Here is a 25,988-nt window from a genome sequence, read left to right on the forward strand (position 1 = left end):
TCTTTGCCTGCTCAGAACCTCAAGAATAGTTACAGAATATTATTAGAATAATGATAAAAGACTTTGTAGAAGAATTGACATGGAGAGGCATGATCCATGATATGATGCCAGGAGTACAAGAGCAAATGAATAAAGAAGTGATCTCAGCCTACATTGGTTTCGACCCGACTGCTGACTCACTCCACATTGGGCATTTGGTTCAGATCATGACCTTAGTACATCTACAAAGATCGGGACACAAACCCCTGGCGCTAGTTGGTGGAGCAACTGGCATGGTCGGTGACCCATCGGGCAAATCTGCTGAAAGAAACCTACTCTCTGAGGACATTCTCAATCACAACCTTGCATGTGTCAAACAGCAATTGGAGCAATTCTTAGATTTCGACTGTGGTGAAAATTCTGCTGAAGTGGTCAACAACTACGACTGGTTCAAAGACTTCAACTTCCTTGATTTCATCCGAGATGTAGGCAAGCACATCTCCATCAACTATATGCTAGCCAAAGACTCTGTCAAAACGAGATTGGAATCAGGCATGTCCTTTACAGAATTCACCTACCAACTGGTACAGGGCTATGACTTCTACTGGCTCAACCAAAACAAAAATTGTAAAGTACAACTCGGCGGATCGGACCAATGGGGCAACATCGTGACGGGCACAGAGCTGATTCGTCGAAAAGCACAAGGAGAGGCATGGGCCATCACTACACCACTCATCCGCAAGGCTGACGGCACCAAGTTTGGTAAGACTGCTGGTGGCAACATCTGGTTGGACAAAGACCGCACTTCACCCTACGAGTTTTACCAATACTGGCTCAACTCATCAGACGAAGATGCTGAAAACTATGTTCGTATTTTCACGCTGATGAGCAAAGAAGAAATAGAGGCACTCATCGCTGAACACAAAGAAGCTCCTCACCAACGAAAACTACAAAAAGTATTGGGGGAGGAAATCACAGTTCGAGTACACTCGCGTCAAGACTTTGACATGGCTGTCAAAGCCTCCAACATCCTCTTTGGCAAGTCCACCTCTGAGGATCTAGAGTCTCTCGATGAGAAGACACTATTGGCGGTGTTTGAGGGTGTACCTCAGGCGACCATCAGTAAAAGCGAGTATACCGCATTGGAAAACGTGACAGACCTGCTCTCCGAGGCGAGCCAAGGGGTAGTATTCCCCTCCAAAGGAGAGGCAAGACGCATGATCAAAGGCGGTGGAGTCAGCATCAACAAAAACAAAGTCGAGTCTGCAGAACAAAGTGTCGCTTTCAAACTGCTCAACGACAAATATTTGCTTGCGCAAAAAGGAAAAAAGAACTACTACTTGATTACCATCGAGTAACAACATACATACCGGGATCCAACGATTCCTAAACTGTACGGGATTATGAAACACATCACACAAATAGGATTGGCGACAATCCTATTTTTATATGCCTGCAATGCACCTATGGAACAAAAACATACGCACACCAACGCACTGATCGACGAGACCAGCCCCTACCTCCTCCAGCATGCTCACAATCCCGTAGATTGGAACCCTTGGGGTGAAAAAGCTCTCGCAGAGGCACAATCTAATAATCAACTTATCGTCGTGAGTATCGGCTATGCAGCCTGCCACTGGTGTCATGTAATGGAGCACGAATCATTCGAAGACAGCCTCGTAGCGGCTCAAATGAACCAAAACTTCGTTTCCATCAAGGTAGATAGAGAAGAGCGCCCTGACATAGATCAGATCTATATGAATGCTGCCCAACTACTCACAGGGCAAGGAGGCTGGCCACTCAATGTCATCGCCCTGCCTGACGGAAGACCGGTATTTGCAGGCACTTACTTTCCCAAAGAAAACTGGCTCAAAGTACTCGACTACTTTTCTAACATCTACCAAAACGATCCCCAAAAGCTGATCGATCAAGCAGAGAAAGTCACCGAAGGGATTGTCCAAAACGAGATACCTACCTTCAACGAATCGGGCAGTTCCTATTCCAAAGAAAATGCCAAAGCCATAGCTGACACATTACTCCAATCCATCGACCCCATTTACGGCGGCAAAAAAGGAGCCCCGAAGTTCCCCATGCCGACCAACTACGAATACCTCCTAGCAGAGAGCTACTACAGGAAGGACACAGAAGTCACAGAAGCCCTCCGCACTACCCTCAACAGAATGGCTGATGGCGGCATCTACGACCACCTCGGCGGTGGATTTGCGCGCTACTCCGTAGATGCCACCTGGACTGTACCGCATTTCGAAAAGATGCTCTACGACAATGCCCAACTCATTAGCCTCTACAGCCATGCCTACCAGTATTTTGGTGATGACCGATACAAGCAGACCGTCATTGAAACCATCGCATTTTGCAACCGCGAACTCAAAGACTCCTTCGGAGGCTATCACTCATCCCTCGACGCAGACAGTGATGGAGAAGAAGGCAAGTTCTATGTCTGGGACGACAAAGAGATAGACAGCCTCCTGCAGGACCGAGCCTTGATATTCAAGACCTACTACGGCATCACGCCAAAAGGAAACTTTGAAGGCAAGAACATTCTTGAGCGCAAATCGTCCCTCACAAGCTTAGCTGATGATTTCGGACTATCAGAAGCTCAAGTCTCGACCATACTCGATGAATCCAAACAAACACTCATGGCAGCTCGTGACCAACGCGTACGTCCCGCATTGGATGACAAAGTCTTGACCTCATGGAATGGACTCATGATCACTGCCCTCGTCGACGCTTATTTTGCACTAGGTGACGAGACCTACCTAGAAAATGCCCTGACCACCGGAACGTTCTTATGGGACCAACAACTTTTCGATTCCAACCGGATACACCGTAATTTCAAGAATGGAAAATCCAACATACACGGATTTTTGGATGACTATGCCTTCAGTATCTTGGCATTCATCAAACTGTACGAAGCGACCTTTGACGAAAAGTGGCTCTACAAAGCCGACGAACTCAAAGGGTTCGTCAACGAGCACTTCCTCGATCTCGAAACCCAAATGTACTACTACACCTCAGACACTGATGAAAAACTGATCGCTCGCAAAATGGAACTCTCAGACAATGTCATCCCTTCCTCCAATTCTGCCATGGCTCAAGCCTTGGCACTCCTTGGGCAGTATTTCTACAACGAAGAGGACATCCATCACGCACAGCAGATGCTTGCCAACAGCGAAGAGAATTTTCGCAATTACCCCTATTTTTATAGCAATTGGGCACGACTTTACAACCTCCTCGGTGAGACACATTATGAGATCGCCATCGTAGGTGCAAATGCAGCAGCCAAACGAGATGAACTTGCTCGCCACTATCTCCCCAACAAAATCCTATTGGGAGGGCAAGACGAAGGCTCACTTGACCTATTGGAAGGCAAATTAGCCTTGGGCAATACCTTCATTTATGTTTGTCAAGACAAATCCTGTCAACTCCCCACTCAAGATGTCAGACAAGCGCTAAAACAACTCAACCGCTAAGAACGAGATATAAAAAAAGGGAGCATATGCTCCCTTTTTTTATATCTCTATGTCTGTATATCTTATTCGTAAGTCACAGAATTGACTCTCTCATCTATCAACAACAGTGATTTTGGATCCTCTCCTAACATCTCGAAGTATTCCAAAATTCTTCTCACGACAAACTCTTCTTCTACCTGTTCTTTGACGAACCATTGCATGAAGTTTTCTGTCGCAAAATCACTAGCTTTTCTACATTCAGCAACAATCTGATTGATAGATTCGGTCACATGAATTTCATTTTCTAAAGCCGTCTCAAAAACCTCCCTCAAAGAGGAGAACTCATTTTGAGTCGCAGCAATAGCTGGAGACACCGCGATCCCTCCCATGTCACTGATATAATGAAATAATTTCATCATGTGTTCACGTTCTTCACTACTTTGCTGATAGAAGAATTTGGCACTATGGTCATACGAATGCTGATCACACCAAGCGGCCATCGATAGATAGGCAGCCGAAGCTTGCGCCTCTAACTTTACTTGATTGTTCAGTTTTTTGATGATGCTGTCTTGAACAGCCACCCTTTGTCTTAATAAATCCTTCATTGTGATATTTTTTACGTGCGACTTGTTACAAATGAAACTAAAATAGCGCAGAATGGTTTCACTCAAAACGAATTTAGAACTAGTCTAATTTCGCTTTACCCACGCTATAGGCCGAAAATCAATTCAGTTTGAACCTCGAAATCCCCTCTTTTAACTCCACTGCCATGTCATTGAGCCTAGTCGATGTTTGGATATAATTGGTCATCCCTGAGGCCAGTTCATTGGCCGATGTATTGACCTCTTCCGTACCTGCAGCGGTTTGTTCGGCAATCACTACGACAGATTCTACATCGGTCACGACACTCGACATACTCTTGACTTGAGTCTGAGAATCTTTCAAAATCTCCTCAGACAGCTGCATTGACTCGGCAGAACTCTCGGATATCAGCTCAAATACTTCCGCTGTTTTTTGCGAAGAGCTCACACCACTATTGACACTAGCATTCATCTCTTGGATTATCTTCGAAGCATTTTCGGTATCCCGTTTGACATCACTGACCAACTTTTCGATCTGCTGAGCAGATTCCCTTGACCCTTCTGCCAACTTGCGAATCTCTTCGGCCACCACTGCAAAACCACGACCAGACTCCCCTGCTTGTGCAGCCTCTATAGCGGCATTGAGTGCCAACAGGTTAGTTTGAGAGGAGATGTCGGTGATTACCCCGAGCACCCTAGAGATTTCGGCAGAGCGTTCGTTGAGTACTTGAATCGACTCTCTAGTCTCAGATGAGTAGCTAGATATCCGCTCCATGTCTCCTACCACTGCCTTCACTATTTCTTTCCCACGCTCACTACTTTCAGTCCCTGATTTGGTGGACTTCATGACTGCTAGAGTCTTCTCTTCTAGGTTTCTAGCTGTAGCCAATGTATCCTCCAAAACTTGAGATACATTCTCTATACTCGACAATTGACGATGTGCCCCTGTGCTCATCTGTGTGATCGCACTCACGATTTCGTTGGTCGCACCCTCCATCTCCTTGCCCGAGCTGAGCATATCAGTAGACTGATTTTTGAGCGTATTGATATCCCCAGAAATCTGCACCAACAACGAAGCGATCTTTTCCAATGCAGCATTCAGATTATCAGCCAACACCTTGACGTCTCCAGACGCCTCGACATCATATCGTTTGGTCAAATCGCCATTCGCCATGGCTTGAGCCATTTCGGTCACTTTGAGCACAGGAGTCGAAATAGACAGCAACAGGTTATTGATCGATTCGGCCATCAACTTCCAATTGCCTCTCTTTCCTATCAACTCCATCCGTGTACTCAGGTCTCCCTGAGCCCCAGCAAGTGTGACCACCTCATTCGTATCCTGAATCAACCCATTGATCGCCTTAGAAAAATCTGCCCCCATGGTTGCCAATGCTGCACTTGCCGACTGATCACCTTCTTTTGCTTCCATAGAAGACTCTGCGGATATCACCTCCGAAGCGATCTCTCGGACTCGGTGCGTGACCTCCTTCATCTCCTCAAGCTGTGCATTGAGGTGATGATTGGATTCTATTCGCCTATCACTTTCTGATTTCAATCGGTATGAAGTCCAGACACTGATTAGCACACCTAACACAGCCAGCCCCATATGATACAAAAATGTAGAAAGAGTCACCTCATTTGTATTAAACAAGTACACATTGTACTGATCATTGCCCTGCATATACATGTAAAAGATGAACACGTGATGTATTGTCACAATCAAACCAAAAGGAATGTAAACCCTCCAGTCCTGAAACATAATCAATACAATCGGCAGTATGAAAAACCAAAAGTGCATTTCAAACAGACCATGCAGTTGTGCCACGAACTGCAGCATAAAAATAGCCATCACCGCCCCTGTCACTAACCGAACGACCAACTGGCCCGAAAAGAAAAAACGAGCCATCAAAAATAAGAGTACATTGAGTCCCCCTACTCCCAATCCAAACGCCCAAGTATCATAATGAAAGGAGATCCCCACTCCAAACAGAAATAAGCCAATGACTGCATATTGCATCGTGACCTCTGTCTTTTTACTAATTGTTTCGAATCCATTCGCAATTTCCGAATTCATAGTTTGTGTTTTTGAGTTTTCTAAATACTCTAAAAACGAACCACACACTTGTATCCTGACAAGCTTGGATACAAGGGCATCGGTTGGTCCTTAGATTGAACTTTAATGCCATAGCCGGGGCAGAAGTATCGATATCGGGCCAACGAAAAAAGTCAGTCCAATGGTATTATCTCCATCAAAAAACCAGGTCTTATCTCTATAGAATACAATTGCTCTTGGTGTGGAGTGATCCCGCACAGATCAAACACTTCACCTCATTGGTCAGAGATAATCCTCGAAAATTGAGGGAATTGGTACTTGTCCTTGAAACGAGAAAGCGATAAGGCACCTCTTGTCTTCGCCATCAGATAGAAATCTATTTCTTCTGCAGACAAATCCAACATGCCTTTCAAATGCATAATGCTTATTTTGGAATACTTACAGGTGGGGTCATGAAAATGTGCAAACACCGCTCTATCACCAGTCCGCACCCGAACTTTTCCAGTTCAAGACATCGTCTCCAGTTATAGAATGGCCGTACACTTCTAGTATTGAAGCGTATTGACACTCTTCTCTCCAAAACAAGTAGATATTGACGACACGATGAGACACATTGCCCTCTGTCACAATACTACGAACATGCTGCATTTCAAATTCTCCTCTCGCATGACCTACGACATAACTTGCCTCTTCAGATCTCACGATTGGATTTTTTTCTCTTTTCTCAAACAAACGCTTCTATAGACGTGAGCACCATACGATGCACTTACAAAAGCGACCAAAAAAACAATAGTAATTTGCTAACGATAGTTGGAGAGACAAGTACTATGCCAAACTTGCCTTATGAATTCTATATTCAACAATACTATTGAGCTCAAGCATAACCAGTGCTCCTTGCACCAAATCTTTGACCTCAATAATTTCATTCAATGTCAAAACAAGGATACGGTCCTTGTTGCAGAGTGGGATTATTTCCAAATCATTTTGAACCGAATCAGAAAGGAGCATTTCTTCAATATTGAAAGCATCCAATTTATACTTGAAAGCGATAAAAGAACAGACATTCATCCTGTACTCCCCTCCCTTGTATATCAAGTAAAAGCAGTTTTCACTGTCTGCCTGAATTATCTTTCCGTTATGTGATTCGTGTATCAAATGCATTGTGGGTGCAAATCTAATTTTTATTTAGATTCGTTACAAATTAATATTTAGATTTTGTTACTTTATTTGTATCATGTTTCTCCAATATCTTAGCAGAATGCTTCCTATAAAATCTATCCTACTTACGATATGTGCAATGGTTTGTGCACTTGTAAGTCAAGCTCAAACGGTCACATATTTGGGCAATGAAGGTGTATTGATCGAATATCAAGGTAAAAAAGTCATCATCGATGCTCTTTTCACTGACCCTACGGGGAAATTTCACACACCCGATTATGACCTTATGGATGACATCATTGCTGGAAAAAGCCCCTACGAGGGAGTGAACACTGCACTGGTTACACATACACACGCGGATCACTTTGATGCACCTAGTTATGTCAACTACCTCAAAAACAACAAAGATGCTCGGGTCATAGCTACACCACAAGCAGCAGATAGCATGCGCCTCAAAGCTGACGGCTATGATGAGGTCAAAGACCGAGTCAGCACCAATGTATGGACCAAAGGATGGAAAACGGATGTTGTGGACGATATGACCATTAGTAGCGCCTACACCCGGCATGCAGGCAAGGCATACGGCAAAATTCAAAACCAAATATTTTTGGTCACCATAGCAGACAAAAAGATATTGCATGTAGCAGACACACAAATGGATGTCCGTTACTTTGACGACCTCCGATTGATCTATGAGGAAATCGATTTGGCCATCGTCCCGTTTTGGTTCATGACCAATCTATTCGGTACTGAAATCATCGAAAAACACATCGCTGCTAAAAAAGTAGTCGGCATGCACCTCCCTACTTCGGGTAACGACAAAACGATAGAAAAAATCAACCAACAGATGCCAAGTGCGGAGGTATTCAGTGAACCTGGCCAAAAAATCAATTTCTAACTATTCCACGACAATTGGAAAATCCTGCCCTCTCGAGTAGGTGACTGGGTATTGAGGTCTTCCTTTGTATTTGGAAGAATACTCCGGCACCTGGTCATCTAGGTAGGACTTGAGTTCATAGATTGTGACTTTGCCATCTGCAGGTGCCCCATCTGCTGAACCGCTCAATGCTTCCAACAGTACATAGGTAAACAACCCATGCCCAAGTTCGGCAAACTCTGTAGCGTATTGCTCACTCCCTGATGCTGCCAAGATATGCACCCCTGTACTACGTGACAACTGCGCCATCGCCTTTTCCTCTTCTGCTCCGCGAGAAGCCAAAAGCTGCGTCGAGCTCCCTGATTGACACGCGTCGATCACAACCATTTGTTTCAATGCGGCAATATGAGCAAGCTTCACTTGCATGTCTCCAGCATGTATTGCATGCTCCTTGAGTTTTTTCTGATCGTACAAGCGTACATTCTCTGTAGGTATAAAATAAAAATCTCCATCTACTGTACTACCATGCCCCGCATAGTAAACCAACAACACATCTTCTGGCTTGGCCTGTCTCGCTACCTCATCTAGCACTTTATAGATATTTTCTTTGGAAGCCTCTGTATTGTATAGAGGGTACAATTTTAGATCATCATACAAATTCTTCCCCTTCTTTTTTATCAAATCAACAAAACCTTCGGCATCCTCTTTGGCATAATTCAAATTGAGAATCGGATTTTTATAGGTATTGATCCCAATCGCCACAACATGACAAGTGATTTGATCCACGATACCCTCATACATCACTTCACGCTCGATGATTTGGGATTCAATTCGCTCCTCACTAAACCCTGAAACTGATATCACATTTTTACCTGGAACCAGTCCAATACTCACATGTTTATAGAGTGATTTTCCATGGGTATCCGCATCCATCAACCCTCGTTCATTTCCCATGACTCTTTTGCCGTTGTGAAGTAATCGAAGTTCGTCGACCCCTCCACCTTGGTTGGTCAACTTGATGACTACATCGATCTCCTTGCTCGTAGGTCTTTCGCCAGGCTTTGGAGAGACAATCTCTACCGTTGGAGGAGGCGAATCGAGGAGTTTCTGCTTCAGATCAGAATCATAGTGTACATCTGCACCCAATTGGAGCGACTGCTCCAATATATCCGGTCGATAAAACTCCTCAAAAAATTGATCCAAGGCATAACTCTTCACGCCTTCTACAAAAAAAACATTCTCTCTCGCTGCTTCGGTCGCATCAAAGTATCCCCGACTAGATTTAGTCAACCAATCTCTTGCCCCCAAAAACACGTGCATGGCAATCTCCTTACCACTCTCTACGTCCCAATACCTCATCGTACCGTCCAAACTACTACTCACCAACACCCTATCGTCGTTGATAAACTGCACTCCGGTCACGGCTCCTTTGTGACCTACAAACGTCCTCCTTTCTTTACCTGTCTCCGCATCCCATAGTCGAACCGACTTGTCCTGTCCTCCCGATGCAATGTAGAGTCCATGTGTATCGTAGCTTACATCATAGACAGGCCCTTCGTGACCCGCCAATCGCTTCTTCTGAAACCCCGTCTTCAATTCCCAAAGCTTGATCAAACCGTCTTTGCTAGCAGTCAGTATCTCTTCGTCACGAATCTCAATATCCGTCACAATATCTCGGTGACCTATGTACTGTACAAAGGGCTCTCCAGTGTCCAATTCAACCAAACATAGCTTTTTATCCAAGCCCCCGACCAATAAATATTGATCATGGTATGCGAATGCCATAGTAAACGGCGAGCTATTGTCAAACCGATACGTATGCATGAGTGCTCCAGTCTCTACATCCCACACCATTGCTGTACCGTCCCAACTCCCTGATGCCAGATAGCGGCCGTTTTCACTCAGTACCAGTTCAAACACCAAATCTCGGTGTCCCTCAAAAACACGAAGCATTTCACCACTATCCACATCCCAAAGACGAACCACACGATCACCTCCTGCGGTAAAAACATGCTTGCTATTGGGGGCAAAAACATAATCTACGACGATCTTGTCATGCCCTTTGAGTTCAAGCTGAGACCGCCCACTATGGGTATCCCACAAAAAAGCAGAAGAATTATAATGCCCTTTAATGACTTTCTTTCCGTCAGGACTTATCAATACTTTATTACGAATCGATAGATATTGGTTCAAGTTCGAATGCCAATATGAATTCTTGCCAAACGACAAGCCTCGGTCATTTTCCATATTGAGATAGCCTCGATATTCTTGCAGCACGGTCCCTGTTTCCACATCCCACAGCTTTGCCACTTGGTCTTCCCCGTACGTGAGCAACGACTGGCCATCTGGACTCATGGCAATGCCAGTGAGATCTTCGGACGACTGACCAAAAACCCGAACCTGTACCCCATCCTTTCTCCACTGAACGACCTGCTTCTCATCACTAGCAAACACATATTTTTGACTCAAAGCCACGTCTTCATAATCATTGTCAATATTTCCATAAGACTCTAGCAACTCCCCGTTCATAAGATCCCATAAGGATACAGCTCCCGAATGAGCGACACTCGCGAGTTCGCTTTCACGAATGTCCAAATATGTCAGACACCCTCCGCAACTACTCGCTGAAATGTTGCGCAGCGTATCCGTCGGTTCTCCATCCAACACGCCATAGCGGATTACCTTGCCATCGTCATTGCCAGTGATCACCTCTACTCCCGTTGCCCCAAAAGCAACCAAAACCCCATACTGTGTCTTTTGAACTTTAAAATCTTGAAGAACTTGACTAGTAGCCAAATCTATAAGTTGAACCGTATGACTCCCCCCACCTACCAATATCTTGCTACCATCAGGGCTAAATCGGATTGAACTCACCCAATAATCAAAATTAAACTCCTGAACCTTCTCCCCTGTCATATAGTCCCAGACAATCAAAGACTTATCATCTCCAGCAGTCGCAATTTTCTCATCCTTTGGATGAAAATCAAGAGTTGTCACAGCACGAGAATGACCTGAAAAAGTGCGCAACTGCCTCCCAGTCGCAACTTCCCAAAGAATCACTGTCTGATCCTCACTCCCCGTCGCTAACAACTCTCCGCCTGGATTAAATGCTGCTGCAATGATAGGTGCTTCATGTCCACGTTGAAACACAGTCCTCATTTCCAAATCTTGTCCCCATGCTTGCTGCACACTCACCATGAAGACGAGTACAAGTGTCCGTATCATTCCTTTCATATCAACCAACCAATCCACACAACTGATACAACAAACGAGCACCTACGTTGGCATTCCATTGCTGATCATACTCTTGTGGTGCCACTTCGCACAAATCAAACCCAATAATCTCTCTACCAGATGCTTTGACCCTTTGAAGTAAGTAAACAGCCTCAGCATACTCTAGCCCTCCGGGCACAGGCGTCCCCGTACCCGAACACAGCATTGGATTGAGCCCATCGATATCGAAACTTACGTAAACCCGTTGAGGCAATTCCTCAACGATCGAATCACAAATTGACCTCCACGTCTCTCCTTCATACATTCTCGATTTGTTATTCTCATCAAAAAAGACCGCAATACGCTCTTTATTTTGATTTACAACCTCCATCTCTTCCTCACAAAAATCACGAATCCCGACTTGAACCAACTTTGTAATCTGACGGTGTTTCAAAGCATTGTACATAATCGATGCATGTGAGTGTTCGAACCCTTCGTAGGCTTCCCTCAAATCCATGTGCGCATCGATTTGTAGCACCCCATACTCTCCATAGGCTTCTACCAGAGCATCCATGTACCCAAGCGGTGTGCTGTGATCTCCACCGAGCAAACCGACTCTTTTCCCCTCTTGAATGAGCGCCAACGTTTCAGTTTTGACTCTTTGCCGCAAAGACTCAGTCGATGCATTTACTTTCTCAAGTAGTTCCTTTTCATTGGGAATAGCCCTTCCTCCTTCCAAGTAGGCTATATATGGTTTTATTTGTGCTCTCAGGATGTCACTTTTCGATTTGGTCTTGCCATCGAGGGGTGTCATCCATATGCCTCGCTTCCAAGGAGCCTCTCTGCCTGGCAAGTCCAGGTCCAACTGCACAGAGGCTTCCAATATCGATACCGGGCCATATGCCGTACCACTATGATACGAGACCGTAGCCTCCCAAGGCACCGAATACACGACGACTTCTGCTTCTTCCTTTTCAAACGGCAACCCAAACAGTGTTCCTCGTTTTCCGGGAGCACTAGGGTCATAGTTTTCACTATCTATTGACATTTAATCTAATTCTTTGGGACTGATATATTCTATGAGGTCGACAGTGTTTTGAGAAAACTCTGCCCAATCATCCTTTGCCTTGAGATGTACAATTCCCGCAGGCGCGACATTACCGATGATTTCGCCCGTGAGATACTCCGCCAAGAAACTAATCCCAGGATTGTGAGCAATAATAAACACCTTATTAAAATTATTTCCAAGCTCATTGATCACCCTCAATAGTATCCGAGTAGAGGCCTCATACAACTCCTCTACGATCATGATATTCTGTGCATCAAAACCAATCTGTTCCACTAGAAAACCACTTGTTTGTCGAGTCCGTAGTGCAGAGCTCACAAATATAGCGTCAGGTTGATGGTTGGCTGTTTTTAAGAATCTACCGACCTTGGAAGCGACGATTTCTCCGTCTGAAGTAAGGGGTCTTTCGATGTCCTTGATATCAAAATTTTCCGAATCTGCTTCCGCATGTCTAATCAAAAAAAGTTCCTTGCTCATGTTGGTTCGTTATTGTCTTGGAGTGGGCAAGATATTGAGAAATCTATTTTTAGTATTTGCTTAAATCATTTTTTTTTATTGAACTTTGGCGCATTCGAAAGTCAAAAACACTCATTCCAAAATGAACTTAGTTATAGTAGAGTCACCCGCGAAAGCAAAAACCATAGAGGGATATCTAGGTAAAGATTACAAGGTCACCTCTAGCTATGGCCATGTTCGAGATTTACAAAAAGGCAACAATGCCATCGATGTAGAAAATGGATTTGCACCAACCTACGAAGTCTCCAAAGACAAAAAAGATGTCATCAAGGAACTGAAGAAATTGAGCAAGGATGCAGAGACTATCTACCTCGCGAGTGATGATGACCGTGAAGGGGAAGCAATCTCTTGGCATCTCAAAGAAGCCTTGAAGCTTAAAGACGAAAACACGAAGCGCATCGTCTTTCGTGAAATCACAAAGGGAGCCATCACCTCTGCCATCGAGCACCCTAGGGGTATCGATATAGACCTTGTCAATGCACAACAAGCACGTCGGGTACTCGATCGACTCGTTGGTTTCGAACTTTCTCCTATTCTTTGGAAAAAAATCAAAACAGGACTTTCGGCAGGACGAGTACAATCGGTAGCCGTACGATTGGTTGTTGATCGCGAACGTGCCATAGACAAGTTCAAGCCAGTTTCGGCATTCAAAGTGACTGCCTTATTTATTTTGGATCAAGGAAAAACTCTTGTCGCCGAATTGCCTACCAAATTCAAAAGTGAAGACGATGCCCTAGGTTTTGTCCAAGGTTGCGTCGGTGCACAATTCGAAATTGAAAACCTGGAGAAAAAACCAGGCAAAAAAACTCCTGCTCCTCCATTCACTACTTCTACGCTACAACAAGAAGCCAGTAGAAAGTTGGGATTCTCAGTATCTCGAACCATGAGTGTAGCCCAAAAGCTGTACGAAAGTGGTAAAATATCCTACATGAGAACAGACTCTCTCAATCTATCCGAAGAGGCAATGACTGCCGCTCAAGAAGAAATCAAATCGAGCTATGGAGACAGTTTCTCAAACCCAAGACGATACAAAACCAAAAATTCTTCAGCACAAGAGGCTCACGAAGCGATACGTCCCACCAATTTTGGACTACACACTGCAGGAGGAGACGATAGTGAAAAAAAACTGTACGATCTGATCTGGAAACGAGCCATCGCTTCACAAATGTCCGATGCTCAAATCGAAAAAACCATTGCAACTATCAACATCTCCACAAGAGCAGAAAAATTGCGCGCTTCAGGTGAGGTGATCAAATTTGAAGGCTTCTTAAAAGTCTACATCGAATCAAATGATGATGAAAACGATGAGCCGGAGCAAAAAGAAATGTTGCCCCCCTTGTCTGTTGGGCAGGCTCTTGATCTAAAAGAACTCAAAGCAAAAGAAGGGTTTACAAGACACCCAGCTCGATTCACCGAGGCAAGCCTCGTCAAACAGCTCGAAGAAATGGGGATCGGTAGACCATCAACGTATGCCCCCACTATTTCTACGATTCAGAAAAGAAATTATGTAGTCAAAGAAGCTCGTGATGGTCACGAAAGACACTACAAAGAAATCGTCCTCTCTGGAGAAAAAGTCTCAACCCTTGACAAAACTGAAATCACAGGAGCAGAGAAAAACAAACTTTTCCCAACAAACACTGCAATGGTGGTCAACGACTTTTTGGTGGAGCACTTTCCAAATGTCATTGACTTCTCCTTCACTGCCAACGTAGAGAAGGAGTTTGATGAAATATCTCAAGGCACCAAAACCTGGAATAGCATGATTGCTTCATTCTATGGTGATTTTCACAAAAAAGTCGAAACCACAGAACAAATAGAAAGATCCGAAATCGGAACGACTAGAGAGCTAGGAAACGATCCAAAAACTGGTCTACCGATCTATGCGCGACTCGGACGATTTGGAGCCATGGTCCAACTCGGCGACATCAGTGATGAAGAAGGGGCAGAAAAACCTCAATACGCGAGCCTCAAAAAAGGTCAATTTCTTGAAAGTCTAACCTTGGAAGATGCTTTGGAACTATTCAAACTGCCAAGACAAGTTGGGGAGTTTGAAGACAAGGTGATGACCGCAGCTATCGGAAGATTCGGCCCCTACATCAGACACGATGGCAAGTTCGTATCCATTCCAAAAGAAATGGACCCTCTTCAGATCACAGCAGACGAATCCATTGAATTGATCTTAGCAAAAAGAAAAGCTGATGCAGAGAAGTTTATCAAAGCCTTTGATGAAAACCCAGAAGTTCAAGTACTGAATGGGAGATGGGGTCCGTATATCAAATTTGGCAAGAAGAATGTAAAGATCCCTAAGGATACTGATCCAAAAACTTTGACATACGAAGACTGTGTAGCATTAGAAAAGAAAGCTCCAGAGAAAAAAACAAGGAAGAAAAAATAATTTCTCTTCCTTGAGTCATTTTATTATTATTCCAACAAATCCATATCTCTGATTAGAATTCTTCTTCGATCAAAGTTAATTATGTTTTGCTCTTTGAGATGATTCAAAGTAGTTGTCACAGTTTGTCTTGAAGTCCCTGTAAGACTTGCAATATCTTTGTGCGTGAAATTATTTTTGATTAAAGTTTCAAACCCGACCTTCTGACCATTCTCCAAAGCTAAATCCCTCAAAAAATCAACTACTCGAGTACGTGAATCCTTCGACGTGATAGACTCCAATCGTTTCTCAAGACTTTCCAGTTTCTTAGTTAAGATATTGATTACCTTTTGGTTCAGTTGAGCATTTTGCCTTGAAGCCTCCAGTACATCCTCTACGACAAACACCTTCACCTTTGTATCTGCAGTGACAGCCTGTGCGTACTCCGTACGAATTTCCTCTCCAGACAGAGCCTTCTCTCCAAAAACACTCCCAGGGTTCAAGATGGATTTCACCACCTCTTTCCCCGTGCCGTCAGATTTAGCAATCTTGACACTCCCTTGTTCTATTAAATAAATACAATCTGACACCTGACCATTTTCGTAGATCAATTTATCCTTTGCATAATCCAAAACCGAAGAAGGGATATTTGACAAAACATCTTCCGTCACCATCTCAGCTGTATTTCTCTTAAAACCAGTAAGCAATTGCTCGTTGTGTGTTATATTTTTTTCGATAATCATTTTCTCGTCGTTTGTAGTCGTTCACAAAAAATATCCTTCTAGATTTAATTCCCATTTGACTCAATATTGACACATCATCTGTATGAGAACTCTCACATGGGATCTATATTTGCCCAAGATTTTACTTTCCAATGTATTTGTACCTAAAGGCTACCCACATCATTTTTATCGTCACTTGGTTTGCAGGCCTGTTTTATATGGTTCGTCTGTTTATTTACTCTACTGAATCTCAAGCAAAAAGCGAACCAGAAAAATCGATACTAAGCAAACAAATGCTCCTCATGCAGAATCGCCTGTGGTATATTATCACATGGCCATCAGCTGTGCTTACGCTATTTTTGGGTGGATGGTTGGCTTATTTGATGAATTACTGGCTACAACCATGGTTTCAAATCAAGCTTTGCTTAGTTGTTGGGCTATATGGCTATCACCTGATCTGCGGCAGACTTCATCGCCAAATGACTCAAGGTATCTATCGCTACAGCTCTAAACAATACCGCATTTGGAACGAGGTAGCCACTCTTTTCTTATTCGCCATTGTATTCGTAGTAGTTCTCAAGAGCAGTTTCAATTGGATTTGGGGAGTATTGGGAATTATCGCACTCGGAGTTCTACTAATGGGTGGAATTAAACTATACAAAAATTTAAGAAAAGATGACTAACCCCATAATACAGCGAAATGTTTTCCTTTTTATAATAGGGATATGCTGCTACGCTTGCACTACCACAAGCCCTAAAAAAAACTTACCAGTCTTAGGACGACCTGAGATTGTCACACAGTTCATCAACGGAACAATACAAACGGACACCCTACCACACCGTGTTGCCAATTTTCAGCTACTCAACCAAGACAGCGTACTCATCACCAATGACTCGCTGCGTGACAACATTTATGTGGCAGACTTTTTTTTCACCTCCTGCCCTACGATATGTCCAGTCATGAAAAAACAACTGCTGCGAGTCTATGATCAATACCATAATGACAACCGCTTGAAAATAGTATCTCATACCATTGACCCAAACTACGACAATGTCAACGTGCTCGCTGAATACAGTCAGGCGTTAGGCGTAGACAGTGATCACTGGCTCTTCCTCACTGGCAACCAAGACTCCATCTATCAATTGGGCGAAAAAAGCTACATGGTGACTGCTGGGTCTGACGAGGAGGCTCCAGGAGGTTTCATTCATAGCGGTGCATTTTTGCTGGTAGATCGAGAGCGTCGTATCAGAGGGGTATACGATGGTACCATGGAAGAACAAGTTGATCTACTATTGTCTGACATCAATATATTACTCAATGAAGAATATAAATAAGTTCGTCTCCTTATTTATAGTACTCTTGGCTCTATCCTTAGGATCATGCAAACATAGTAATCCTGAGGAAATCAAACTGCGACAATATTTGATCCAAGGAGAGCAGCTCTATAGACTTCATTGTGCCAACTGCCATCAAAATGATGGCAGTGGTCTTGGTCTACTCATCCCCCCGATCGATTCCGCCTTTATACAATCCAACCTCGAGCTAAGTATCTGTGCCATCAAACATGGACTCACTGGTCCAATCTCAATCAACCACAAAACATATGATGGAGAAATGCCAGCCAATCCACGGCTCACCTCCTTAGAAATTGCCGAAATCATCACCTTCATAGACGTCAATTGGGGCAAAAAGAAGGGAATAACGACCATTTCAACGGTTGAAAAAAGTCTAAATCTATGTAAATAGGACATTCATCCAATTTTACCCATCACTCATTCGACAAATCTCACCATTAGTCGATTGATCCATTGAAGGATCGTATTTATCGAAAGAATTCTCAGCTAAATAACTACAGCCCTACATTTACTTCCAAGTAAAAAACAAAATTCCTCTTGGAAGTAATTTTCACCTAAAACCTGTGGTCATGATCTTTTCATTTATTTTATTCCCAATAGTCATATTTACCATCTCCTATTTTAGATACAAAAACATGCTCTCCAAAAACGGGTGACGTGCAGTAAATATGACAAAAAGCAGATGCTCAAATAAGACATGTTTACTCACAAAGGACAAAAATGAAATTGGTAGTTTTATTTACTCATTGTAGTACGTAGAATTATTATTGAATTGTATTAATATTGTATTGGATGAATTTTAGCCACCACCAAAAGTAAAATTCTGAACACAACATTTATGCAAATTTTAGATATCCTAGCCCTGTTTATTTTTCTCGCAGGGGTCTTTATCTACATCAACACCTACTATCTAAAACTCCCTTCTTCTGTTGGATTGATGATATTAGCATTGGGGCTGTCTATTGCGTTATTAATACTCAATGAGTTGATCCCAGAGTTTAAACTAGGCACAGAACGTATACTCAAGGACTATGACTATCATGAGGTCCTCTATCAACTTGTTTTGAGTTTCATGCTCTTTGCGGGGGCTTTACAGATTGATTTCAAAAAATTAGCAGAAGAACGTGCTCCTGTACTCATACTGGCACTATTGGGCGTACTAATCTCTACAGCCATTGTAGGCACTGGTGTCCACTATTTACTAGACTGGATTGGGCTCGAACTAGACTTGATGTATTGTTTGGTTTTTGGAGCCTTGATATCTCCTACCGACCCAATAGCTATTACATCCACCATAAGAAAATACAACCTCTCCAAAAACCTAGAAACTAGAATGGCAGGAGAGTCATTATTCAATGACGGAATTGCTGTGGTATTGGCCTTGACTCTTTTGGATCTGGCACACTCAGGAGAGGATCATTACATTGGGCCCATTGATATCCTCTGGGTATTTGGTACTGATATCATTGGAGGAATCATTATAGGTCTCTTCCTCGGTTATTTAGGTTACCGCTTGCTCAAATACATAGACAATGACGAGGTAGAAGTGGAAGTACTCATGACCCTTGCGCTAGTCATGGCTGGCACACAACTTGCCGAGTTCACCCATGTATCTGCTAAGCAAGCAGTGGTAATCATGGGGCTTGTCATAGGAAATGAAGGCAAAAGTGGGCATGTCACCAGTGCCGCTGGAGATTACGTTTTCAAGTTTTGGTACTTGATCGAAGAAACGCTTAATGCTATGCTTTTCGTTTTGATAGGTTTAGAAATGCTGATCATCCCTCTTCGTTTTGATTATTTTGCCGCTGGGCTATTCGCTTTCATCATTGTATTGTTTGCACGATATGTAAGTGTAGGCGTCCCGATTGCCGCCATGAGCCCCTTTCGGAAATTCGAAAAAAACACCATCAACGTCTTGGCTTGGGGCGGTTTACGTGGAGGCATCCCCATTGCATTATCACTGTCCCTACCGGATTTCGAAGGAAAAGACATCATCATCACTATGACTTATACCGTAGTGGTATGTTCTGTGCTCTACCAAGGACTAACTGTCCCTTATCTCATGCGTACGACCTTTACCGAAAAAAAACTCAACAAGAGCTAAACCAAGCTTTATAAACAGGTGACACCTCTGTCGGGAACTCGTTCTATGATAAAACTTCAAACATTGAATTGATTTTTCAATGAAGGTTTGCATTGACCAACTTAGGAATTATCATTGTAAAAAATTCACCGATGAGTCCTTCATACAAAACATTCTTACTGGCCATTTGCATGGTACACAGCCTTTCCTGTTGTGACAAAAGCAACAAAGAGACGGCATCCAAACCACTTAGAAAGACACAATACGCCAAAGTAATTTCTCCGGAAAACAACAGTACATTTGCTTTAGGTGATGAGATTGAATTTCTCATTCGCCCACAACAGGAAGGCATAGAAATTGACTCAATAACTGCACAACGAGAGAGCAAAAACATATTCTCCTTTGAATCAAATCATACCGGGGTATGGAAAACTAAAAATCAGACGGTAGGTTCTCATGCGATCATATTGACCATCTACTTGAATAATCAAACCATCGAACGTCGCATTGTTAATCTCAAACTACTAGCCAAGTCCGCTCCTCAAAGCTTAACTTACCAACTAATCAATAGCTACCCACACGATCCCACATCGTATACCCAAGGTTTGATCATGGAAAATGGGGTTTTGTACGAAAGTACTGGACAGCAAAACGAATCCAGTGTCAATCACATCGATATTCAATCTGGTCAACAAATCAAGCAATTTGACTTAGAACCAAAGTACTTCGGTGAGGGCATTGCTATCAAAGGAGACAGTTTGTATATGTTGACGTATAGAGCTCAGAAGGGCTTTATTTTCGATAAAAACACTCTGTCCCCTATTGATGAGTTTTACTACCACAACGCAGAGGGCTGGGGCTTGACCACTATCAATGACGACACGCTAGTGATGAGTGACGGCAGTCACAAGCTATTCTTCAAAGACCCAAACGGTTTCACAGACTTACGTATTGTAGAAGTTTACGACAACCATGGCCCGATCGATTTTCTCAATGAACTCGAATATGTGAATGGGAAAATATTTGCCAATCGCTACTTAACGGACAAAATCTACATGATTAACCCTACAAACGGCCAAGTTGAAGGTGTATTGGACCTATCTGGTATTTTAGATCTTCAAAATTATCACGAACGCATCGATGTTTTGAATGGAATCGCCTACAACAAATTAACCAAAACGTACTATATTACTGGAAAATGGTGGCCAAAACTATTTGAAATTGAAATCCTAAATCAAGAACAAGTGCCGATATGAGTTTAGAAGAAACGACCCAAAAAGTGGCTTCTCTCGCCGAAAAGAAAGGTGGAAGTATTGGCAAGAAAATCAAGTTCAGGTTCGATGAAGGAGTCATTTCACTCGACGATAGTTCCAATCCGACAAAGGTCACCAATGAAGACGACTATGCAGACTGCACAGTCAAAGTAAGCCTTGAAAACTTCAATAAGTTGATGAATGGGGAGATGAATGCCATGGGGGCATACATGATGGGAAAAATCAAAATAGAAGGTGACATGAGCGTTGCGATGAAGTTATCCAACCTATTCTAGTCGAATACCCCTTTTATTGTTTATACTTCCTTGACCCAAAAGTGAACTAAACAACAGATTAACCTTTAGGTGTGATTGTCTTTCATATCAAACTAACAAATGTTAGCTTTATATGGATTCTTTTTATCTAAACTGTTAGAGTTATCAAGAAGTCAAAGAAACAAATCATCATTGAAGAAGCCGCACGACTGTTTCGAGAGAAAGGGTACGTAGCGACTACTATGCGTGATCTCGCCTCAGAAGTCGGCATGGAGGCTGCCAGTCTCTACAACCACATCAAATCCAAAGAAGAGATTCTCAATGAAATCTGCTTCTCCCTGGCCAACACCTATGGGGCCAAAATGGATGAAGTGTACGCGACAAGTGATACACCGATAGAAAAAATAAAGAAGCTCATTGCGCTACATATACAAATCAACTCCATGAGCTCACCTTTGGCGACAGTCATGAACGACGAGTGGAGACACTTGACCGAGCCTTGTAAATCACAGTTTTTAGAAAAAAGAAAACAATATGAACGTCGCTTCACAGATATCATTGAAGAAGGGATCAAACGTGGAGAAATCAAAAATGTAGATTCGAAAATCGCACTTTATACCCTGCTATCTTCTGTGCGCTGGCTACAACACTGGTATCACGCCAATCGCGAACTAGACGTGACAGACATCAAAGGCAATATCATGGAAATGTTCTTCGCAGGACTGATAGAGAATCAATATGAATGGAAAAATTAACCTCTCTGTACGTGAAGGCATAGCCTCTATCACTTTTGGCCACCCCAAAAGCAATGCCCTACCTGCTGCCCTACTAACGAAACTCTCACGTACACTCACTGAAGCGGGAGAAAACCCTGCGATCAAAGTCATCCATCTGCAAAGTGAAGGGACAAAAACATTTTGTGCTGGAGCGAGCTTTGACGAGTTGCTCAATATCTCCACTGCTGCTGAAGGCAAGCGCTTCTTTATGGGCTTTGCCCACGTCATCCAAGCCATGCGCAAATGTCCCAAATTCATTCTGGTATCTGTACAAGGCAAAGCTGTAGGTGGTGGAGTAGGCATAGCTAGTGCAGCAGACTACTGTCTGGCATCCGAGACAGCCTCCATCAAACTCAGCGAGCTATCCATCGGAATCGGCCCCTTCGTCATTGAGCCGGCTGTAACAAGAAAAATAGGCCCCTCAGCCGTAGCTCAACTCAGCCTAACACCAACTACTTGGCAACCGGCCGTATGGGCCAAAAACAAAGGGCTATACCATGAGGTTTTCACCACCCCAGAAGCTATGCTTGAGCAATCTCACCAGATGGCAAGAGAACTGACCCAATACTCTACAACTGCCATGTCCGAAATAAAAACCATGCTATGGAGTGGAACAGAGCATTGGGACCAGACACTAGAAGAACGAGCTCAAATTAGTGGGCAACTCGTCCTTTCTCAAAAATGTCAAGAAGCTCTCTTAAAATTCAAAAAAGTACGCAAAAACTAACTACTTTTAAACTGAGTAGAGTCAAACTCTACGCTAGTAAGTCAACCCATATCGTTAGAAAACACACCCGCATGTTTAAGCATCTCTTTCTCCTTATATTCGCTCTGATGACATCACTATCTTCATTCAGTCAAATGGCAACTGCCGATGAAATAGAGCTCATCCTTGAAAGACACAACTTCTGGAGAGCAGAGGTCGGTGTAGGGGAAATAAAATACTCTGACACCCTCGCGGCTGTTGCCAACCAATGGGCGATCCAATTGCAAAAAAACGGTTGTGGTTTTAGTCATAGCCAAAACGCCTATGGTGAAAATTTATTCAGAGGGACTCAGGGCTACTTCACTGTAGGAGATGCGATCGATGCATGGGGCAATGAGAAGAAAAACTACAGTTATTCCAAAAATAAATGTGATGCCGGAAAAGTCTGTGGACACTATACTCAAATCGTATGGAAAAACACTACCGAGGTAGGCTGTGCCAAAAATGTATGTGACGGAAATGTCACTTGGGTATGCAACTACAGTCCTCCTGGAAACTACGTCGGACAAAAACCCTACTAAGCGACCTTGGTACTCTTAAGATAGAGCTGCCAATCCTTGCGAATTTCACCCATTGCATCTTTGAGAAACATCAAATAGCTAGGCCTAAAAGGCTGCTTATTCAACTTCATCCCTGTATGCTCTAGGTTTCTATCTCCTTTCTTAGAATTACAGGACTGGCATGCCGTCACTAGATTATTCCAAACGGATTTACCCCCTTTAGATCGAGGGATCAAGTGATCTATCGTCAAATCTTCCTTGACACCACAATACTGACACATGTTTTGGTCTCTTTTGAAGAGGTTCTGCCGAGTGAGTACCACTCCACGAAATGGCACATGAATATAACGATTGATCTTGATCACTGTTGGTCTCGGAAAACTACGAGACACGCTCCTCATCGAAGAGGTATCATCTTGCTCGAGAAGTTCCGCCTTTTCCAAATAAACCAACAGGAAGGCTCTAGTAACCGTACAGATGGTCAATGGTGAATAATCTTGATTCAAGACAAGTACTTTGCTATTCATTGCGACATATTTTACAAACAATTGATATACAACCCTTTATTTGTAATATAAGTAGGAATAGGCTTTTATACCAATCGAATAAATCCCCTGAATCAAATATCCTTCAAAACACGCCTTACTACCCAGTCCTCTGCATAAGCCTCTAAAGTAGATACTGTTTTAACTTCACCATCCACCAGTCCTACATATTTAGACTTATTCAAGAAGATCAAAGCCAATGGCCTGCCCGATATTGAGTAACACACATCTCCAGAGACAGCCTCCCCCAGTCCCTTGACTTCTCTTCCTCTTTTGGACTGCTCCACAACATGGCGAGGCAATTGATACCCACACAACTTAAAAACCTGCTGCACAAATCCCCCTTCGTCAATACCAAACGGTGTTTTGCCTCCGAGCAAATAAGGCGCATGCTCAAACTTGCGTACTTCCTCTCTCAAAAAATCAAAATCACGTCGCTGGGACAGGCTTTTGGAGGATCCGTTGTAAGCAATCTGTTCTTCAAGTTTGAACAACTCACTGGTCGTGATCGGTAAAATACTCCCAAGAACAATGTGTACACTTTTCTTTTGAAAAAATATCGTACTGCTCAAATCGGTACAGACTTTGTAATCCGAGAGACCAATTTGACGAAAATACTCTTCGCTAATTGCCGTATGGTGATTTTGAGGAATCCAACCTCTGGATTGATCACTCACAAGCTCTATGTACAGCCAATGGTTCTCTTCATTGAGGATTTGATAATGCTCACCAAAAAGTAGTTGGGATAGCATTGCTGACTCATGAGAGGGTTGTGCTCTCATCGGGACAATCGCCAAGCGACAAATCCCTTTAGGTTGTTGGTTCATTTTTTAATACCTGTTTCGTTCCAGCTCTCTTTTTACATCTTTGTCTTTTATGCTGCTACGCTTGTCATGTATTTTCTTTCCTTTGGCCAAGGCAATCTCCATTTTCGCAAATCCTCTCTGATTGATGTACAGCCTCAGTGGTATCAACGTCAATCCCTTCTCTTGGGACTTGGTTTGAATCTTGTCTATCTCCTTCCTATTGAGGAGCAACTTTCTCTCTCTCAACGGGTCATGATTATACACCGTACCCTGCTCGTACACAGAAATATGCATCCCTTTGATAAACATCTCATCGTTGGACACAAAGCAATATGCCTCTTGCAAGCTCGCCTTACCTTCTTTGATTGACTTTATTTCAGTCCCTTTCAAAACTAGCCCTGCGACATATTTGTCTATAAACTCATATTCGAAGCTCGCCTTCTTGTTTCGAATATTGACATCATTTGAAAATCTAGTTTTGCTCATCCTATTGTATACTAAAGTTATGCCATTTGGGCATTTATGCAATCAATCTCACACGAAATGCCTCTAGCATTCTAATTCTTCTGTTAAAATTTCATTCGAGGCATAGGAGACACATGCATATCTGCATAGTCCTGTCCCAAACTCTGGTAGTAAGCTGTCATCGCAATCATCGCTGCATTGTCGGTACAATACTCAAACTTTGGTATATACACCTTCCATCCCTTCTCTGCTCCTATACCTTGTATGGTACTACGAAGTTCACTATTGGCAGACACTCCTCCTGCTATGGCGATCTCATGGATACCCTCTTGTTCTGCAGCTCGTACGAGCTTTTCCATCAACATCGCAATCAGACACTTCTGTATACTAGCTGACAAGTCATTTTTATTCTTCTCTACGAAAGCCACGTCTTTTTGTGTATTGTTTTGGACAAAATACAAAAATGACGTTTTGATCCCACTAAACGAATAATCCAAATCAGGCATTTCTGTTTTCGAAAATTCAAACCGATTCGCATCACCTTCTTTGGCTAGTCTATCAATGATCGGACCACCTGGATAGGGAATCCCCATGATTTTGGCACATTTGTCAAACGCCTCCCCTACTGCATCGTCTTGCGTCTGACCAAGCACAGTCATATCTAGATAATCATCCACCCGCACAATCTGCGTATGCCCCCCACTCACTGTCAAGCATAAAAAAGGAAACGACGGCTGAGGTTCTTCTATGAAATGTGCCAAAACATGAGCCTTCATATGGTTGACAGCCAACAAAGGAACTCCCAAACCCAATGCCAAAGACTTGGCAAAAGAAGAACCTACCAACAAGGCCCCCAACAACCCAGGCCCTTGAGTAAAGGCCACCTCTGTCAACTGATTTTTGGTCACTCCTGCAACTGCCAATGCCTCCATCACTACCGGTGCAATTGCTTGCTGGTGAGCACGAGAAGCTAACTCGGGCACTACCCCTCCATACTTGCTATGTATGGCCTGCGTCGCAATCACGTTGCTTTTGATCCTACCGTCCACACATACGGCAGCAGAGGTCTCATCACACGACGACTCTATTGCCAATATCACTTTTTTCATAGTATACATCTTCAGTTATCCGAATTACAGGCTGATCCCTATATGCGA

The 25,988-nt window shown here is 43.2% G+C and carries 25 protein-coding genes; 13 read left to right on the top strand and 12 right to left on the bottom strand.

The genetic code is table 11. The annotated features are described in order from the left end of the window. The first annotated feature begins 53 nt into the window (after window positions 1–53). Together tyrS and BFP72_RS12315 are read left to right on the top strand one after the other, a co-directional pair. Window positions 54–1,337, top strand: coding sequence for a tyrosine--tRNA ligase (gene tyrS, locus BFP72_RS12310; protein WP_221406562.1), 1,284 nt, complete (start codon window positions 54–56; stop codon window positions 1,335–1,337). 45 nt (window positions 1,338–1,382) lie between these two features. Continuing rightward, window positions 1,383–3,470 carry a thioredoxin domain-containing protein gene (locus BFP72_RS12315; RefSeq protein WP_099599422.1) on the top strand — a complete coding sequence of 696 codons (2,088 nt, stop codon included), beginning with the start codon at window positions 1,383–1,385 and terminating at the stop codon, window positions 3,468–3,470. Window positions 3,471–3,532: 62 nt separating this feature from the next. On the opposite strand, the gene BFP72_RS12320 is transcribed toward BFP72_RS12315, so the two are convergent. The 4 genes from BFP72_RS12320 to BFP72_RS12335 form a co-directional block, all read right to left on the bottom strand. Continuing rightward, window positions 3,533–4,054: a ferritin gene (locus BFP72_RS12320; protein WP_099599423.1), complete on the bottom strand. Its 522-nt coding sequence runs from the start codon at window positions 4,052–4,054 to the stop codon at window positions 3,533–3,535. 118 nt (window positions 4,055–4,172) lie between these two features. Then, the gene (locus BFP72_RS12325) at window positions 4,173–6,104 is read right to left on the bottom strand and encodes a methyl-accepting chemotaxis protein (protein WP_099599424.1); all 1,932 of its coding nucleotides are present in this window, start codon (window positions 6,102–6,104) and stop codon (window positions 4,173–4,175) included. Window positions 6,105–6,560: 456 nt separating this feature from the next. Further along, complete coding sequence (locus BFP72_RS12330) at window positions 6,561–6,785, bottom strand: hypothetical protein (protein ID WP_143520056.1); 225 nt, start codon at window positions 6,783–6,785, stop codon at window positions 6,561–6,563. A gap of 123 nt (window positions 6,786–6,908) precedes the next feature. After that, on the bottom strand, window positions 6,909–7,244 hold the full coding sequence (locus tag BFP72_RS12335; RefSeq protein ID WP_099599426.1) for a hypothetical protein: 336 nt from the start codon (window positions 7,242–7,244) through the stop codon (window positions 6,909–6,911). A gap of 97 nt (window positions 7,245–7,341) precedes the next feature. Between BFP72_RS12335 and BFP72_RS12340 the strand changes: the two genes are divergently transcribed. Beyond that, complete coding sequence (locus BFP72_RS12340; protein ID WP_158233392.1) at window positions 7,342–8,139, top strand: MBL fold metallo-hydrolase; 798 nt, start codon at window positions 7,342–7,344, stop codon at window positions 8,137–8,139. Here the strand turns inward: BFP72_RS12340 and BFP72_RS12345 are convergent, their stop codons facing one another. The 3 genes from BFP72_RS12345 to BFP72_RS12355 are packed head-to-tail and all read right to left on the bottom strand — an operon-like array spanning window position 8,140 to window position 12,874. After that, the gene (locus BFP72_RS12345) at window positions 8,140–11,343 is read right to left on the bottom strand and encodes a caspase family protein (RefSeq protein ID WP_158233393.1); all 3,204 of its coding nucleotides are present in this window, start codon (window positions 11,341–11,343) and stop codon (window positions 8,140–8,142) included. Between the two features lie 10 nt (window positions 11,344–11,353). Further along, on the bottom strand, window positions 11,354–12,379 hold the full coding sequence (locus BFP72_RS12350) for an agmatinase family protein (protein ID WP_099599429.1): 1,026 nt from the start codon (window positions 12,377–12,379) through the stop codon (window positions 11,354–11,356). Continuing rightward, window positions 12,380–12,874, bottom strand: a complete 495-nt coding sequence (locus tag BFP72_RS12355) for a histidine phosphatase family protein (protein ID WP_099599430.1) — start codon at window positions 12,872–12,874, stop codon at window positions 12,380–12,382. Window positions 12,875–12,995: 121 nt separating this feature from the next. Here BFP72_RS12355 and topA point away from each other — a divergent pair, with 121 nt between their 5' ends. Beyond that, window positions 12,996–15,308, top strand: coding sequence for a type I DNA topoisomerase (topA, locus tag BFP72_RS12360; RefSeq protein ID WP_099599431.1), 2,313 nt, complete (start codon window positions 12,996–12,998; stop codon window positions 15,306–15,308). 26 nt (window positions 15,309–15,334) lie between these two features. Here topA and BFP72_RS12365 read toward each other — a convergent pair whose 3' ends face one another. Then, the gene (locus BFP72_RS12365) at window positions 15,335–16,027 is read right to left on the bottom strand and encodes a Crp/Fnr family transcriptional regulator (RefSeq protein ID WP_099599432.1); all 693 of its coding nucleotides are present in this window, start codon (window positions 16,025–16,027) and stop codon (window positions 15,335–15,337) included. Between the two features lie 131 nt (window positions 16,028–16,158). Between BFP72_RS12365 and BFP72_RS12370 the strand changes: the two genes are divergently transcribed. From BFP72_RS12370 to BFP72_RS12410, 9 genes are all read left to right on the top strand, one after another. Beyond that, a complete protein-coding gene (locus BFP72_RS12370; RefSeq protein WP_099599433.1) occupies window positions 16,159–16,689 on the top strand; it encodes a CopD family protein in 531 nt (176 codons plus the stop codon). Next, window positions 16,682–17,341, top strand: coding sequence for an SCO family protein (locus BFP72_RS12375; RefSeq protein WP_099599434.1), 660 nt, complete (start codon window positions 16,682–16,684; stop codon window positions 17,339–17,341). The genes BFP72_RS12370 and BFP72_RS12375 overlap by 8 nt, the downstream gene beginning before the upstream one ends. After that, on the top strand, window positions 17,325–17,753 hold the full coding sequence (locus BFP72_RS12380; RefSeq protein WP_099599435.1) for a cytochrome c: 429 nt from the start codon (window positions 17,325–17,327) through the stop codon (window positions 17,751–17,753). The genes BFP72_RS12375 and BFP72_RS12380 overlap by 17 nt, the downstream gene beginning before the upstream one ends. A gap of 447 nt (window positions 17,754–18,200) precedes the next feature. After that, window positions 18,201–19,466 (top strand): sodium:proton antiporter, encoded by a 1,266-nt coding sequence (locus BFP72_RS12385; RefSeq protein ID WP_099599436.1) that lies wholly within the window; start codon window positions 18,201–18,203, stop codon window positions 19,464–19,466. Window positions 19,467–19,597: 131 nt separating this feature from the next. Continuing rightward, a complete protein-coding gene (locus BFP72_RS12390) occupies window positions 19,598–20,701 on the top strand; it encodes a glutaminyl-peptide cyclotransferase (RefSeq protein ID WP_099599437.1) in 1,104 nt (367 codons plus the stop codon). Continuing rightward, window positions 20,698–20,994, top strand: a complete 297-nt coding sequence (locus BFP72_RS12395; protein ID WP_099599438.1) for an SCP2 sterol-binding domain-containing protein — start codon at window positions 20,698–20,700, stop codon at window positions 20,992–20,994. The genes BFP72_RS12390 and BFP72_RS12395 overlap by 4 nt, the downstream gene beginning before the upstream one ends. A 170-nt stretch (window positions 20,995–21,164) precedes the next feature. Next, entirely contained in the window at window positions 21,165–21,728 is a 564-nt protein-coding gene (locus BFP72_RS12400; protein WP_255397275.1) for a TetR/AcrR family transcriptional regulator, read from the top strand. Then, window positions 21,712–22,476, top strand: a complete 765-nt coding sequence (locus BFP72_RS12405) for an enoyl-CoA hydratase/isomerase family protein (RefSeq protein ID WP_099599440.1) — start codon at window positions 21,712–21,714, stop codon at window positions 22,474–22,476. The genes BFP72_RS12400 and BFP72_RS12405 overlap by 17 nt, the downstream gene beginning before the upstream one ends. A 107-nt stretch (window positions 22,477–22,583) precedes the next feature. Further along, the gene (locus BFP72_RS12410) at window positions 22,584–23,036 is read left to right on the top strand and encodes a pathogenesis-related family 1 protein (RefSeq protein ID WP_158233394.1); all 453 of its coding nucleotides are present in this window, start codon (window positions 22,584–22,586) and stop codon (window positions 23,034–23,036) included. Here BFP72_RS12410 and BFP72_RS12415 read toward each other — a convergent pair. The 4 genes from BFP72_RS12415 to tsaD all read right to left on the bottom strand — a co-directional run bounded on the left by BFP72_RS12415 (window position 23,033) and on the right by tsaD (window position 25,949). Beyond that, entirely contained in the window at window positions 23,033–23,542 is a 510-nt protein-coding gene (locus BFP72_RS12415; protein ID WP_099599442.1) for an HNH endonuclease, read from the bottom strand. The two genes, BFP72_RS12410 and BFP72_RS12415, sit on opposite strands and share 4 nt — an antisense overlap. Window positions 23,543–23,634: 92 nt before the next feature. Next, a complete protein-coding gene (locus BFP72_RS12420) occupies window positions 23,635–24,387 on the bottom strand; it encodes an NlpC/P60 family protein (protein WP_099599443.1) in 753 nt (250 codons plus the stop codon). Between the two features lie 3 nt (window positions 24,388–24,390). Continuing rightward, window positions 24,391–24,852 (bottom strand): SsrA-binding protein SmpB, encoded by a 462-nt coding sequence (smpB, locus tag BFP72_RS12425; RefSeq protein ID WP_099599444.1) that lies wholly within the window; start codon window positions 24,850–24,852, stop codon window positions 24,391–24,393. An 83-nt stretch (window positions 24,853–24,935) separates the two neighbouring features. After that, window positions 24,936–25,949, bottom strand: coding sequence for a tRNA (adenosine(37)-N6)-threonylcarbamoyltransferase complex transferase subunit TsaD (gene tsaD, locus BFP72_RS12430; protein WP_369824088.1), 1,014 nt, complete (start codon window positions 25,947–25,949; stop codon window positions 24,936–24,938). Window positions 25,950–25,988: the final 39 nt, after the last annotated feature.

The organism is Reichenbachiella sp. 5M10, from assembly GCF_002742335.1.
Lineage (GTDB): Bacteria > Bacteroidota > Bacteroidia > Cytophagales > Cyclobacteriaceae > Reichenbachiella.